We start from the raw sequence: 14,208 nt of genomic DNA on the forward strand, positions 1-14,208 counted from the left end.
GTCGACTCCCCGGCATGCCATGCCGCCCCCGGTCGCTCGTCCCGTCCGCGCATCACACGCTCTCCCGCACCTGACGAGCGGCCTCGTCGAGCGTCTCCATGATCGCGATCGTCTCGTCGAGGTCGTGAAGAGGGGACTCCGTGAGTCCCGCGTCGATGTACCGCGCGACGGCAGCGGCCTGGTAGCACAGCGACTGACGGACTGGGCGGTCCGCCTCGTCCGTCCACGAGCCGACGAGTGAACCGCCCGCGTCGTAGAGCCGCACGGTGTCGGCGTTCCAAAAGGGGGAATCGACCTCGATCCGGCCGGCCGTCCCCGAGACGACCGAGTCGGCGGGCGTCGGCGCGTTGATGCTCGCACTCAGGAGTGATTGCGCCCCGTCCGGCGAGCTCAGGATGAGCGCGGCCTGCGCGTCGACCCCCGTCGGGGCGAGCGCGCCGCGAGCCGTGACGGAGGCCGGAGCGCCGAGCAGGAACGACGACCAGGCGACGACGTAGACGCCGAGGTCGAGGAGGGCGCCGCCCGCGAGGGCCGGGTCGAAGAGGCGGCTCGACGGGTCGAAATCCGCCGCGCCGCCGAAGTCGGCGAAGACGATCCGGACATCGCCGATCGCGCCCGACTCCACGAGTTGTCGCACGACGTCGCTCTGGGGCCTGTACCGCGTCCACATCGCCTCGGCCGCGAAGACGCCCGCTGCTCGAGCCGCGTCGACGATGCGACGAGCGGCGTCGGCCGTCGGCGCGATCGGCTTCTCGATGAGCACGTGCTTGCCGGCGCCGATCGCGAGGAGCGCGTGCTCCTCGTGCAGGCTGTGCGGCGACGCGATGTAGACGATGTCGACGTCGGCATCGGCGACGAGCTCCTCGTACGACCCGTAGGCGTTCGCGATGTCGTGTGTCCTCGCGAACTCCTGGGCCCGCTCGAGCGTGCGGGATCCCGCCGCGACGACACGCTGATCGGTGTGCCGGCGGAGCGAGTCGACGAAGTCGTTCGCGATCGTTCCGGGGGCGAGGATCCCCCAACGCAGGGTCGGGGCGTCGCGCGGGTCGGGGAAGCGGGGGGCTGGCAGCTCTGTCGACATCGGTGTCTCTTCCGGCTCGGGATCGCCTTCATCCTGGCACAGGGACTGCCCGCGCCGATGGCGCATGACGCGGTCGGCCGCCGCCCCGGGAGGGCGACGGCCGGTGCGCGGAGCCGGATCAGTCGCGCCCGGTGATCCCGGCGGTCGACGCGATCACGTCCCCCATCTTCTTCTGCAGCGCCTCGTAGAACATCGAGAGCGGGAACTCGTCGTCGAGGACGAGATCGGTCATGCCCCGCGGGGCCCCGAGCAGCACCTCGTCCGGCAATCCGCGCTTCCACACCGAGGCGGGGTGGGGCTCGACGACGGCCGAGACGAGCTCGTACGCGGCGAGCCAGTGGGCGACTTTCGGACGGTCGATCGACCGCCAGTAGAGCTCGTCGATCGCGTCGCCGAGCTGCACGACGACGTCGGGCACGGCGTCCCAGTCGATCGCGAGCGACGTGTCCGTCCAGTGCAGGACGCGGTGCTGGTGCAGCCATGCGAAGAGCAACTGGCCGCCGAGACCGTCGTAGTTCCGCACGCGCGACCCCGTGAGGGTGAAGCGGAAGATGCGGTCGAAGATCACGGCGTACTGCACGAGACGCGCGTGTCGGAGGGTCTCCGCCTCGGCGTCCGAGAGCTCGCTGCGCTCGCGGCTCGACAGGTCCTTCTCGAGCCGCACCGACTCGCGGAACGCCGTGAGGTCGCAGCGCAGCTCCTCGAGCGAGTAGAGGAAGAACGGCATGCGCTGCTTGATCATGAACGGGTCGAACGGCAGGTCACCGCGCATGTGCGTGCGGTCGTGGATGAGGTCCCACATCACGAACGTCTCTTCGGCGAGTCGCTGGTCGTCGAGGAGTTCCTGAGCGTCGGCGGGCAGCTCGAGCTTCGTGATCTCCGCCGCCTTCCGCACGACGCGCCGGAACCGCGCGGCTTCGCGATCGGCGAAGATCGCGCCCCACGTGAACGTCGGGATGCTCCGCATCGCGACCGTCTCGGGGAAGAGGACGGCCGAATTGGTGTCGTAGCCCGGGGTGAAGTCGACGAAGCGGATGGGGACGAAGAGCGCGTTCGAGTAGTCGCCCGCTTCGAGGGCGCCGACGAACTCGGGCCAGACCACCTCGACGACGACCGCCTCGACGAGCCGGTCCGTCGACCCGTTCTGCGTGTACATCGGGAAGACGACGAGGTGGAGTTCGCCGTCGCGCCGCGACATCTGCGGTTGGAACTCCACGAGGGAGTCGAGGAAGTCCGGCACGCCGAACCCCGCATCGGCCCAGCGCTCGAAATCCACCGCTACGGCGTCGAGGTAGGAGCGGTCGGCGGGGAAGAACGGGGCGAGTTCACGGACCGAGGCCACGATGTCGGCGACGTGGCTCCGAGCGGCGTCGTGCGCCTCGGCGTCGGGGATGGAGCCGTCCGCGATCTGGTGGGCGCGGATCGCCGTGGCGGCGGACTTGAGTCGCTGCCACGCGGGCGTCGCCACGATCTGGTCACCCGTCGCACGGGTGTCCTCCACGACCTCGGGCTCGCCGATGATCGCCTGCGTGCTGCGTTCGATGGTCATGGATCCCTCCTCGGGCGTGCGTGGGCTGAGCGAGGACGAGCGTCCTCTCGCCGAGCGTATCCGGGGGAGTCGAGGCGATTCTTTGCCTCTCGCGCATGCCCGCTGCGCACATCGCTCCCGCTGCGCACGTTTCCTCCCCGTGCCCCTGAAACTCCCCGTCGGCACGAAAACGCGAGCACAGGGGGGACATTGATTCGGCGATGGTGCGCGTAGTCACGCGCACCATCGCCACATCAATGTCACAGGGTCAGGTCCAGCGGCGCTTGATCCAGCGTTCGAAGAGGCCGACGAGGGAGTCGGAGAGCTTCCCGAGCACGGCGAGCAGGATGATGACGAAGAAGATGCGGTCGATGCGGCCGTTGTTCTGCGAATCGACGAGTCGGAATCCCAACCCCATCGACGACGCGATCAGCTCGGCGGCCACGAGGAACAGCCACGCCTGCGCGAGGGCGAGGCGGAGCCCCGATATGACGGAGGGGATCACGGCCGGGAGCTGCACGGTCGCGAACAAGCGGGGTCCGCCGAGTCCGAAGGCCCGACCCGCCTCGACGAGCTGCCGGTCGACGTGGCGGAGGGCCGCCGACACCGTCGTGTAGACGGGGAAGAAGGCGCCGATCGCGATGAGGATGACCTTCGAGTCCTCGCCGATCTTGAACCACAGGATGAGGAGCGGGACCCACGCGAGCGACGGCACGGCGCGCAGTGCGGCGAGCGACGGGGACAGCAGGATGTCGCCGATGCGCGACAGGCCGACGATCGCGCCGACCGACAGCCCGAGCGCCGCACCGATCCCGAAGCCCAGGAGGACGCGCTGCACCGAGATCGCGACGTCCGACGCGAGCAGTCCGCGCTCGGCGAGGTCGACTCCGGCGAACCACACGTCGGCAGGGGACGGGAGACGCGACGACGGCACGAGGTCGTTCGCGCTCACGAGCGTCCACGTCGTGAGGGCGAGGATCGGGAGGATCGCGCCCGCCACGAGGACGAACCACGTCTTCGACGTCAGTCGTCCCGTTCCCCGCGCGAGGAACGCGCGCCCGGGCCGCGCCTCCGTGGTGTCGTAGGACGCGCCCTGCACGCTCACGACTCCCGGGGCACGCTCGTCGCGCTCACTCTGGTATGTCACGGTTTCCTCCTTCCGGGCCGTCGCGGTCCTGCCGGTACTGTGCGGTCCTGTCGGCTCAGTCGGCGATCGCGGACGGGTCGGCGGCCTCGGCGAACGTCGGCTCGAGGAGCGAATCGAGCGCCTCGTCGACGGCGTCCTGCGACGCCACATCACCCGACTCGACGAAGATCGGACCGATGACGGAGAGGACGTCGAGCTGCGCCTGGCCGGGGACGTTGTCGACGTCGAGGTTCGAGCGCTCCTCGACCACGGTCGAGGCCACGGCGAGGTCCAGTCCTGCGACGTCCGCGAGGATCTGCGCCGTCTCCTCGGGGTTCTCCTGCGCCCACTCGCGCGCCTTCTCGTAGGCGTTCACGACGGTCTGGGCGACGTCCGGCTTCTCGGTGAGGAACTCCTCCGTCGCGTTGAGGAAACCGTAGCTGTTGAAGTCGACGTTGCGGTAGACGAGCTTCGCGCCGTCCTCCTCGGCTCCAGCCATGATCGGGTCGAGGCCGGCCCACGCATCGACGGAGCCGTTCGAGAGCGCCGTCGCGCCATCGGCGTGCTGCAGATTCTCGATCGTCACGTCGGCGGGATCGACTCCCGCCTCCTCGAGCGACTGGAGGAGGAAGAAGTAGGGGTCCGTGCCCTTCGTGGCGGCGACCTTCTTGCCCGCGAGGTCGGCGACATCGGTGATGTCCGAGTCCGCACCCACGACGAGGGCGGACCACTCGGGCTGCGAGTAGATGTCGATCGTCTGGATGGGCGAGCCGTTGGACCGCGCGAGAAGGGCGGCCGACCCGGCGGTCGACCCCACGTCGATCGCGCCGGCTCGGAGGTTCTCGTTGGCCTTGTTCGATCCGGCCGACTGCACCCAGTTGACGGTGACGTCCTGGTCGTCGAGGGCGTCCTCGAGCCAGCCGTTCTCCTTGATCACGAGCGACAGCGGGTTGTAGGTCGCGAAGTCGATGTTGAGCTCGCCGCCGGTCGTCTGGCCGCCGTCGCTCGACGCATCGTCGGCGGGTGCGTTCTCGCCGGCCGCGCAGCCGCTCAGCACGAGGGCGCTCGCCGCGGCGACGGCGGTGAGGGCCGACAGGGTTCGGGGTCGGATCGTGCTCATGAGTGCTCCTGGTGGTCGGTGCGTCGGGCTGGCTGTGGTGTGGCTGAAAGCTGCGGCGGTCCTCGCCCCGGCTATCAGAGGGATCGGGGTGCGGTCGCGCTGGCGAGAGGCTGCCGGCCGTCGCCGTGCCGGTCGATCCCGAGACCGTCGAGAAGACTCGCTCGCAGCTCGGCGAGTTCCGAGGACCCGCGGTCGCGGGGCCGGGCCCCGGGAACGGTGAGCAGTTGCGCGATGGTCGCGCCCGGCTCTCCGCCCTCGTCGCGAGCGAGCAGCACGACGCGATCGGCGAGCTGCAGCGCCTCGTCGACGTCGTGCGTCACGAGCAGAACGGTCGTGGGCTCGGCAGACAGGATGTCGAGGAGCAGGTCCTGCATCTTCAACCGGGTGAGGGCGTCGAGCGCGCCGAACGGCTCGTCGAGGAGGAGGACGCCGGGGTTCCGGGCGAGAGCGCGCGCGAGCGAGGCGCGCTGCGCCATCCCGCCGGAGATCTCCCGCGGCCGGTGCCCGGCGAACTCGCCGAGGCCCACGAGGTCGATGAGCTTCTCGACGCGTACGGCGCCCTCGGAGCGGGGCGTCCCGCGCGGCAGTCCGAGCGCGACGTTGTCGTGCACGGTCCGCCACGGCAGCAGTCGCGGCTCCTGGAACCCGACGGCCGTGCGCGCGTCGATGCCCGAGACGGGCGAGCCGTCGATCCGCACGCGACCCGCCGACGCGGCGTCGAGGCCCGCCGTGATGCGCAAGAGTGTGGACTTGCCGCACCCGCTCGTTCCGAGGATCGCCACGACCTCGCCCGGTTCCACGTGCAGATCGATGTCGCGCAGCACGGGCCGGGCAGCACCGGAACCCCGCTCCGGAGCGAACGCGCGACCGACCCCGTCGAAGTCGATCGACACGGCGCGGCTGACGTCGCGAGCGTTCTGCCGGGGGGCTGTCGTGGTCACGGGAAGCTCTCGTCGGGTGCGGAGGAACGGAGTGGTGCTGCATCCACGCTAGGGCGCGTGCCCGTGGAGCCTCGGACCGGGCGAAAGACTACGTAATATTGCGACCCCGTAGCCCCCCCCCGTTCGGGGCGGAGGTCTTGACGGTGGGCGTGTGAAGTTCTAGCCTTCGGGCAGAAGCTGAGGGATGGTCATGTTTAGCCCCTCGGCTGCCGCCCGAACCCGAACAACGGGCGGAGAAGAGGTTGTGTCATGCCTACGCGCGCGCCCGGAACCGCAGTAGCGTCCGCCGTCCCACCGCTCACCTCCGTACCCGATCCAGGACCCGGTCGATCGAGAGCGTCGACCGCCCGTCGGGCCGTCGTGGGTCTCCTCGCCGCCGCCCTCACCCTCGGGACGCTCACGGACGTCTCCGCACCGGCGGCCGCCGACACCGCGCCGCCCGTCACGGGCACGACCGAGACGGTCTCGTCCGATTCCCTGCCCGCGCCCCAGATCGACGGCGTCGTCTGGGACCAGGTCGTCGTCGGCGACGTCGTCTACGTCGGTGGTGCCTTCACGACGGCGAGGCCGGCCGGTTCGAAGGCCGGCGAGAACACCGTCCCGCGCTCGAACTTCCTCGCCTACGACCTCACGACGGGCGCGCTCCTCGACACCTTCGCCCCCGCGTTCAACGCACAAGTCCTCTCGCTCGCGGCAAGCCCCGACGGCACGCGCCTCTACGCCGCGGGCTCCTTCACCTCCATCGACGGGCGCACGCGCTACCGCGTCGCCGCCTTCGACATCGCGACGGGCACGCTCGTCACGGCTTTCAATCCCACGGTGAGCTCGCGGATCAACGCGGTCGTCGCCACCGACGCGACGGTGTACATCGGCGGGATCTTCGGCTCCGCCCAGAAGCAGGCCCGCACGGGCATCGCGGCGCTCTCCGCTGCGAACGGCGCCCTCCTGCCGTTCGCGCCGACGCCGGCGGGCGGCGACGTCCGGGCACTGGCCCTCGACGCGACCGGCGGGCGGATCGTGCTCGGTGGCAACTTCACGACCGTGAACGGATCGTCCAACCCCGGCTACGGGCTCGCGTCCCTCGACACGACGACGGGCGAGCTGCTCCCGTTCGCCGTCAACTCCGTCGTCCGCAACGGCGGCCTCAACGCCGGAATCACCTCACTCACGGGCGACGCCTCCGGCATCTACGGCACCGGTTACGTCTACGGCTCCGGCGGCAACTTCGAGGGCGCGTTCCGCGCCGCGTGGACGGACGGAGCGATCACGTGGATGGAGGACTGCCACGGCGACACGTACGCCGTCGTGCCGAAGGGCGACCTCGCGTACGTCGCGGGTCACCCGCACTACTGCGGCAACCTCTCGACCGGCGGTTTCCCCGATCGCGTCGCTCCGAGCAAGTGGTACCGAGGTCTCGCGTTCACCAACACGGCGACGGGAACGCTCACGGCCAACAAGGTCGGTTCCTACGCGAGCTTCACGGGCCAACCGGCCCCGACGCTCCAGCACTGGTTCCCCGACATGAACACGGGACTCTTCACGGGGTCCAATCAGGGACCGTGGGACGTCACGACGGCGGGCGACTACGTGCTCTACGGCGGCGAGTTCACCCAGGTGAACGGGCGCGGACAGCAGGGACTCGTGCGTTTCGCGACGAAGGACCTCGCACCGAACCGTGACGGACCTCGCCTCTCCGGCCCCGACTTCGTGCCGACGACGACCGCGATCGGCTCCGGCGCCGTCCGCATCAAATGGAACGCGAACTACGACCGCGACAACAGCGACCTCCGGTACGAGGTCCTGCGCGACGGCGTCGCGACGCCGATCGCCGTGAATCGTGCGACGAGCAACTTCTGGACGAAGCCGGCCCTCTACGCGGTCGACACCGGTCTCGTGGTCGGCCAGGCCTACACGTACAGCATCAGGAGCATCGACCCCTTCGGGAACGCGAGCGTCGGCGACCCGGTCGCCTTCGTGGCGACGACGGGCGTCGAGACGGCCGCGACCGGTTACGACCGCGTCGTGCTCGGTGACGTCCCGTCGACCTACTGGCCCCTCTCGGAGCGCAGCGGTACGACAGCGTTCGACTGGCGCGTCGTGAACGATCTGCGGCTCACCGCCGGGGTCACGCGTGGAGCGGAAGGGGCCGAGGTCACCGGCGGTGGCGTGAGCGCGACGTTCCCGGGCGTCACCTCCGGGTCGGGTCACGGGGCGACGAAGGCGACGGCACCGTCGACCGCGTCCGTCGAGGCCTGGTTCTCGACGTCGACCACGCGAGGCGGCCTCGTCGCGGGGTACTCGACCGCGACGGGAACGGGCGGCAGCACCGATCTCGCCGCCTACCTCGACGGCTCCGGCCGTCTCAACTGGGGTGCGACAGGCGGTGTGAACAGCGCCGTGCGCTCGTCTGCCTCCTACAACGACGGCGCATGGCATCACGTGGTCGCGACCGTCACCGCCGGAGCGCTGCAGCTCTACGTCGACGGAGCTCTCGTGGCCGCGGCCTCCGACCTGCCGGCGCGGACCTCGTCGCTCAGCGGTTACTGGCGCGTCGGCTCGGCGAGCCTCCTCGGTTGGGCGAACCGCCCTCCGTCCGACGCGCTCGCGGGGCGGATCGACAACGTCGCCGTCTACCCGCGGGTCCTCTCGACCGAGCAGATCGCCGCTCACCATCGCGTCGGATCGACGATCCCGAACGTCGCCCCCACCGCGGTGCTCGACAACGAGGTGGACGACATGACCGTCTCGCTCTCGGCCTCCGAGTCGACGGACGGCGACGGCAGCATCGTCGACTACGCGTGGTCCTTCGGAGATGGCGAGACCGCGTCGGGAGCGACGACCGAGCACACGTATGCCGCAGCGGGCACGTATCGCGTGACGGTGACGGTGACCGACGACGACGGTGCCACGGCGACCGCGACGGTCGACGTCACGGTCGCTCCGGCCGGGTTCCTGGCGGACGACACGTTCTCGCGCACCGCGGTCGACGGGTGGGGAGCCGCCGACGTCGGTGGCGCCTGGACGGTCGCCGGCGGGAAGACGGGCTTCGCCGTCACCGATGGTGCCGGCGTCATGACGCTCACGCCCGGCGCGACGCGTACGGCCCGACTCGCGGACGTGAGCACGACGGACTCCGACGTGACGGCGATCCTCGGTCTCTCCACCGTCGCCGACGGCGGAGGGACGACGGTCACGGTCGTCGGCCGCCAGGTCGGGACCCTGTCGTACACCTCGCGTGTCGTGATCTCCGCGACAGGGGCCGTCCGGCTCCAGATCATGCAGGGGACGACCGCGCTCGCGACCCTCAACGTCCCGGGCCTCGTCTATGCCGCCGGGGACCGGCTCGCGGTACGAGTCCGCGTCACGGGTGCCTCGCCGACGACGATCTCCGCCTCGGCCTGGAAGGTGGGAGGCGCCGAACCGACGGGCTGGCAACTCACGGTGACGGACACCACGGCGGGCCTGCAAGCCGCCGGCGTCACGGGAGTGAACGGCTACCTGTCGGGGAGCGCCACGAACGGGCCGATCGGTGTCCGATTCGACAGCTTCCGGGTGGTGGCCCCGGTCTGAGGATCGGCGCGGGACTGAGCGGGGAGGTACCCGCCCACGCTCTTCAGGCGCCCCGGCCGTGACGCGGCCGGGGCGACGCGGAGACTCCCGGCTCAGACGTCCCGGTCGACAGCCGGTCGCGACAACCGCGTGGCGGCCAGTCGCTCCGCCGCGACGAGGGTCGTCACGCCGTCCCGTGCTGCCGCATCGATGACCTCGGCGACGGTGTCGCCGATCCCGGCGAGATGGGCGGCGAGTCCCGGTCGCCCGGTGTCGTCGCACGCGAGGTAGAGGACCCCGCCGGCGTTGACGATGAAGTCGGGCGCCCAGACGATTCCACGCGCGGCCAGCGCTTCGGCTCCCGAGCGTTCCGCGAGCTGGTTGTTCGCCGCCCCGACGACGGCAACCGCGGCGAGACTCGAGATGACGTCGTCGGTGAGGGCGCCGCCCACGCCGCACGGGACGAAGAAGTCGGACTCGACGAGATGCTCCGAACCGGGGGAGACCCACATCGCCCCGAGCTCCTCCGCGAGGGCGCGGCGTGAGGGGTCGACGTCCGTGACGCTCAAGTCGACGCCCTCCGACCGGAGCGAGCGGGCGACGAGCGAACCGACGTGGCCGAGGCCGGAGATCGTCGCGCGGCGTCCGGAGAGCTCGGCTGAGCCGAAGAGCGAGCGGGCGACCGAGCGGATGGAGGCCACGACACCCGTCGCGGTCGCCTCGCTCGGTTCGCCGACGCCACCCTGTTCGGACGGGAGGCCCGTCACGTGCGTCGTCCGTTCGGCGACGATCGCCATGTCCGCGGACGAGGTTCCGACGTCCTCGGCGGTGACGTAGCGTCCGCCGAGCGACTCGACGACGTCTCCGAGGTCGAGCATGGCCGCGCGGCGCCGATCGCCATCGAGCCGGGTGCCGAGTGGAACATGGACGACGGCCTTCCCTCCGCCGTGCGCGAGTCCCGCGCAGGCGTTCTTGAGCGTCATGCCTTCCGAGAGTCGCAGCGCATCGTCGACCGCGTCGCGCCACGTCGGGTACGTCCAGACGCGCGCGCCGCCGAGTGCCGGACCGAGCCGCGTGGAGTGCACGGCGACGATGATCGTGAGTCCCGAGCGCTCGCCGTGGGAGATGACGACGCGCTCGTGCGCGAGGGCCTCCATCCCCTCTGGCGGGGTGGTCGAACCCATGTCGACGGGTCGTTCGGCGGTAGTGGTCTGGGGGGTCATCGCAGCTCCTCGTGGGGGTCGTCATGCTCGGGTCCGAGCGCTCGGCGAGGGGCGGGTGGCCTCATCGCCGCGATCATCATTCCACGTGGGAGGCACGGTCGCGAGGCCCTGTCGTCGCGGACGTCCGCAGGTGCCCCCCTAGGCTGGAGGGATGGGAGGCGTGCTGCTCGGGTTCGGGATCATCGGATTCGTCATCGCCGTGGGATACGTCGCCGCCCGGCTCGGCATCGGAGGCCCGGAGGCGGGGTTCGTCCTCAACCGCATCGCCTTCTTCGTCACGGGCCCCGCCCTCCTCTTCACGGTGCTCGCGCGCGCCGACGTCGCGGACGTCTTCTCCGTGCCGCTCCTCGTCGCCCTGATCTCCGCCGTCTCGATGGCGGTGATCTACCTCGCGATCAATCTCCTCTTCTGGCGGGATCCCCTCGGTCGCGCGACCATCGGCTCGATGGCGTCCGGCTACGTCAACGCGAACAACATCGGGCTGCCGGTCGCCGTCTACGTGCTCGGCGACGCGCACTACGTCGCTCCGCTCATCGTCATCCAGCTCGTGATCTTCGCGCCGATCGGGCTCGCGCTCCTCGACATCGAGGCACGCGGCTCCGCGTCTCTCGGCGGCATCCTCAGCCAACCGGTGCGGAACCCCCTCATCATCGCCTCGCTCACGGGGCTCGTCATCGCATTGCTCGGGATCGACGTGCCGGCGCCCGTGATGGCGCCGTTCGAACTGCTCGGGGGAGCGGCGGTACCGCTCATCCTGATGGCCTTCGGGATGTCCCTCTACGGCCAGCGGCCGTTCGCGGCGTCGGAGGGCCGCTCCCGCATCGTCGTGGCCTCGGTGCTCAAGGCCGTCGTCATGCCCGTCGTCGCGTGGCTCGTCGCGCACCTCGGCTTCGGACTCACGGGAGTGGAGCTCTTCGCCGTCGTGACGCTCTCGGCGCTTCCGACGGCGCAGAACATCTTCAATTACGCGAGCCGCTACAACCGCGGAGTCGTGCTCGCGCGCGACACGGTGCTCGCGACGACGCTCGCGTCCGTGCCCGTCATCGTCGTGATCGCCGCGCTGCTCGCCTAGCGTCGCCGCCGCCGATCCGCCGCGCATCCGCCGCCCGTCCACGGTCGGCGGATGCGCATCGCCGAGATGTGACCACCCAGGGTTCGCCGGGACGAGGAGAGCGCTGGGGGAGGGCTGATCAGGCGAGGGGACGCGTCGCCGCCCACGCCGCGGCGTTGTCCGCCTGCTCGCGGGAGATCGCCGTTCGGCCACCGCAGTTCGTGCACTCGTTCATGTACCGGGTCGACACGGGGAACAGCGGCACGAAGAAGAGCGTGAAACTGTTGACGAGCTTGATGACCCGTTGCGCCACGTCCTTCGAACAGAACGGGCAGACGAAGGAGACGATCGTGACGATCGTCGAGCTGAGCCGGGTGCCGAAGAGGAGGATCACCCGACCGACCCTACGGAGCGCCGGGGCCGCCGGCGGGGGCTTTCCCATGCGCCCCGGATGAGGTAGCGGCCGATCGGTCGCCGACCACTCAGCCGAAGATCATGGGACGGTCGTCGTCGTCCTCCGGCTCGACGTCGAGATCGACGACGACGGGAACGTGGTCGCTCGGAGCGTCGCCCTTGCGCTGCTCGCGCTCGATGGACGCGCCCGTGACGAGCTCGGCGAACGCGGGGGAGCCGAGGATGAAGTCGATCCGCATGCCCTCGTTGCGCGGGAACCGCAGTTGTTTGTAATCCCAGAACGTGTAGCCCGTCGGAACGAGCGGCCGGACCACATCCTCAAGGCCCGCACTCTCGAGCGACGCGAACGCGGCCCGCTCGGCGGGGGAGATGTGGGTCGACAGTCCGACGATGTGGCTCGGGTCTCCCATGTCCTCGTCGAGCGGCGCCACGTTGAAGTCGCCCATGAGGGCGAGCGGCAACCCGGGTTCGGCGGCGAGCCACGACCGTACGTCGGCCTCGAGGCGCGAGAACCACTCGAGCTTGTAGTCGTAGTGGGGATCGCCGACCGCGCGTCCGTTCGGCGCGTAGAGGCTGAAGAGACGGATGCCGTCGACCGTGCCGCCGATGACGCGCGCCTCGAGCGGCAGGCCCTTCGCGTCGAACTCGGGGCCGACGCCGTCGGGGCCCGGCGTCGCCGGCTTGCCGAATCCGGGCATGCCGTCGAAGCTCGTGACGATGTCGGTCATCGGCAGGCGTGAGGCGAACGCGACGCCGTTCCACTGGTTCAGGCCGTGGAGATGGACCTCGTAGCCCGCAGCCTCGAAAGCCTCGATCGGGAACTGGTGGGGACGGCACTTGATCTCCTGCATGCCGAGCACGTCGATGTCCGCGTTCACGAGCCAGTCGACGACGCGCGCCGATCGGGCTCTGATCGAGTTGACGTTCCAGGTGGCGATCCGCATGCCACAACGCTACCGGCTGCCGCCGACGCCCCGGAGCGACGCCCTCGCGCCTGCGGCGCCGCCATCTTCCGGGGTGCTCACAGCCAGCGAGGACCGACGAGCGGCGGCTCCTCCGGAGGAGTGTGACTCGCGGCGAGAGCCTCCGCCTGCTCTCGGATCGTGTCGGCGACCGTCCGCACGGCGAGCCGCTCGGCCTTGTCCGGTCGCATGAGCATGAGGACGTGGCGGAACGCCTCGACGCCCGAGAGCGGTCGCGTCACGATGCCCTTCTCGGGGCCGGATGCCGTGAACCGCGGCGCGAAGGCGACGCCGATGCCCTGGGCGACGAGCGCCTCGCTGATGAGATGGTCCGAGATGCGCTGCACGACCTCGATCTCGCTTCCCGTCACCGCCTCGAGCTCGTGGAGCAGGAGGTCGAAGGCGAACTGCTCGGGCACGCCGATCCACGGCTCGCCCACGAGGTCGTCCGGCGTGAGCTCGCTCTTGCCGGCGAGACGATGCCCGACGGGGAGGACGACGTCGAGGGGTTCGCTCAGGAGGTAGATGTTGCGGAGCCCCCGGCCGCTCCACGACCGCTGCCCGGGGAGGGAGTAGGCGATGACGATGTCGTAGTCGGCGGTGAGGCTCGGGAAGTCCGTCATGTCGGCGTCTCGGTTGGTGAGCTCCACGGTGAGACCCGGCAGGCGCATGAGCGCGGCGACGGCGGGCGGGACGAACGTCTGGCCGGCGGTCGGGAAGGTCGCGACCGAGACGTGCCCGGTGGGATCCCCGATGTACTCGTCCCACGTCGCTTGTGCCCGCGCGATCGCCGCCGCGACGTCGATGGCGCTCGCCGCGAGGGATCGGCCGGCGTCCGTGAGGACGATGCCGCGTCCGCTCCGCTCGGTGAGGGGCATCCCCGCTTCGCGCTCGAGCAGTTTGAGCTGCTGCGAAACGGCGGACGGCGTACGGTGTGTGGCCGTCGCGACGGCGTGGATCGAGCCCCGCTCGGCGAGTTCGCGGAGGAGGTCGAGGCGTCGGACATCCATGTAGAGATGCTACACAGTGAGCGCAGTTTTATTCGCTTGTCGTTGACGGTCGACGGGCGCTTAATAAGAACGTACGAACGGTTCCCTCCCGGAAAGGACACTTCCATGACCGTCTTCCTCCTCGCCCTCGGTCTCGTCTCCGTTTCCGCCATCGCGGGAACCATCGTGACGGTCGCTCGCGACGGCTACCGCCGCGTCCCCGA

11 protein-coding genes are annotated in these 14,208 nt (G+C 70.3%); 2 read left to right on the forward strand and 9 right to left on the reverse strand.

What is annotated here, in order from left to right; all coding sequences use genetic code 11:
* Positions 1 to 52: 52 nt before the first annotated feature.
* The 5 genes from ELQ90_RS03940 to ELQ90_RS03960 form a co-directional block, all read right to left on the reverse strand.
* Positions 53 to 1,081: a Gfo/Idh/MocA family protein gene (locus ELQ90_RS03940; RefSeq protein WP_128493927.1), complete on the reverse strand. Its 1,029-nt coding sequence runs from the start codon at positions 1,079 to 1,081 to the stop codon at positions 53 to 55.
* A 118-nt stretch (positions 1,082 to 1,199) separates the two neighbouring features.
* The gene (locus ELQ90_RS03945) at positions 1,200 to 2,630 is read right to left on the reverse strand and encodes a DUF6421 family protein (RefSeq protein ID WP_128493928.1); all 1,431 of its coding nucleotides are present in this window, start codon (positions 2,628 to 2,630) and stop codon (positions 1,200 to 1,202) included.
* A gap of 247 nt (positions 2,631 to 2,877) precedes the next feature.
* The gene (locus ELQ90_RS03950) at positions 2,878 to 3,756 is read right to left on the reverse strand and encodes an ABC transporter permease (RefSeq protein WP_424980793.1); all 879 of its coding nucleotides are present in this window, start codon (positions 3,754 to 3,756) and stop codon (positions 2,878 to 2,880) included.
* Between the two features lie 55 nt (positions 3,757 to 3,811).
* The gene (locus ELQ90_RS03955) at positions 3,812 to 4,855 is read right to left on the reverse strand and encodes an aliphatic sulfonate ABC transporter substrate-binding protein (RefSeq protein ID WP_128493930.1); all 1,044 of its coding nucleotides are present in this window, start codon (positions 4,853 to 4,855) and stop codon (positions 3,812 to 3,814) included.
* A 74-nt stretch (positions 4,856 to 4,929) separates the two neighbouring features.
* Positions 4,930 to 5,796, reverse strand: coding sequence for an ABC transporter ATP-binding protein (locus ELQ90_RS03960; RefSeq protein ID WP_166408811.1), 867 nt, complete (start codon positions 5,794 to 5,796; stop codon positions 4,930 to 4,932).
* Positions 5,797 to 6,045: 249 nt separating this feature from the next.
* Here ELQ90_RS03960 and ELQ90_RS03965 point away from each other — a divergent pair, with 249 nt between their 5' ends.
* The gene (locus tag ELQ90_RS03965; protein ID WP_208020557.1) at positions 6,046 to 9,366 is read left to right on the forward strand and encodes a PKD domain-containing protein; all 3,321 of its coding nucleotides are present in this window, start codon (positions 6,046 to 6,048) and stop codon (positions 9,364 to 9,366) included.
* 92 nt (positions 9,367 to 9,458) lie between these two features.
* Here ELQ90_RS03965 and ELQ90_RS03970 read toward each other — a convergent pair whose 3' ends face one another.
* A complete protein-coding gene (locus ELQ90_RS03970; protein ID WP_128494129.1) occupies positions 9,459 to 10,529 on the reverse strand; it encodes a Glu/Leu/Phe/Val dehydrogenase dimerization domain-containing protein in 1,071 nt (356 codons plus the stop codon).
* Positions 10,530 to 10,719: 190 nt separating this feature from the next.
* Between ELQ90_RS03970 and ELQ90_RS03975 the strand changes: the two genes are divergently transcribed.
* Positions 10,720 to 11,640 carry an AEC family transporter gene (locus ELQ90_RS03975; RefSeq protein ID WP_128493932.1) on the forward strand — a complete coding sequence of 307 codons (921 nt, stop codon included), beginning with the start codon at positions 10,720 to 10,722 and terminating at the stop codon, positions 11,638 to 11,640.
* A 118-nt stretch (positions 11,641 to 11,758) separates the two neighbouring features.
* Here ELQ90_RS03975 and ELQ90_RS03980 read toward each other — a convergent pair whose 3' ends face one another.
* From ELQ90_RS03980 to ELQ90_RS03990, 3 genes are all read right to left on the reverse strand, one after another.
* Complete coding sequence (locus tag ELQ90_RS03980; protein ID WP_166408813.1) at positions 11,759 to 12,013, reverse strand: zinc-ribbon domain-containing protein; 255 nt, start codon at positions 12,011 to 12,013, stop codon at positions 11,759 to 11,761.
* Between the two features lie 88 nt (positions 12,014 to 12,101).
* Entirely contained in the window at positions 12,102 to 12,977 is an 876-nt protein-coding gene (locus ELQ90_RS03985) for an exodeoxyribonuclease III (protein WP_128493934.1), read from the reverse strand.
* A 77-nt stretch (positions 12,978 to 13,054) separates the two neighbouring features.
* The gene (locus tag ELQ90_RS03990; protein ID WP_128493935.1) at positions 13,055 to 14,005 is read right to left on the reverse strand and encodes a LysR family transcriptional regulator; all 951 of its coding nucleotides are present in this window, start codon (positions 14,003 to 14,005) and stop codon (positions 13,055 to 13,057) included.
* Positions 14,006 to 14,208 lie beyond the last annotated feature (203 nt).

Source organism: Labedella phragmitis, assembly GCF_004078635.1.
Lineage (GTDB): Bacteria > Actinomycetota > Actinomycetes > Actinomycetales > Microbacteriaceae > Labedella > Labedella phragmitis.

Bases quoted from the DNA above. Each gene is read 5' to 3' on its own strand.
- ELQ90_RS03975 (WP_128493932.1), top strand. From the start codon at position 10,720: ATGGGAGGCGTGCTGCTCGGGTTCGGGATCATCGGATTCGTCATCGCC.
- ELQ90_RS03940 (WP_128493927.1), bottom strand. From the start codon at position 1,081: ATGTCGACAGAGCTGCCAGCCCCCCGCTTCCCCGACCCGCGCGACGCC.
- ELQ90_RS03985 (WP_128493934.1), bottom strand. From the start codon at position 12,977: ATGCGGATCGCCACCTGGAACGTCAACTCGATCAGAGCCCGATCGGCG.
- ELQ90_RS03955 (WP_128493930.1), bottom strand. From the start codon at position 4,855: ATGAGCACGATCCGACCCCGAACCCTGTCGGCCCTCACCGCCGTCGCC.
- ELQ90_RS03990 (WP_128493935.1), bottom strand. From the start codon at position 14,005: ATGGATGTCCGACGCCTCGACCTCCTCCGCGAACTCGCCGAGCGGGGC.
- ELQ90_RS03945 (WP_128493928.1), bottom strand. From the start codon at position 2,630: ATGACCATCGAACGCAGCACGCAGGCGATCATCGGCGAGCCCGAGGTC.
- ELQ90_RS03970 (WP_128494129.1), bottom strand. From the start codon at position 10,529: ATGGGTTCGACCACCCCGCCAGAGGGGATGGAGGCCCTCGCGCACGAG.
- ELQ90_RS03965 (WP_208020557.1), top strand. From the start codon at position 6,046: ATGCCTACGCGCGCGCCCGGAACCGCAGTAGCGTCCGCCGTCCCACCG.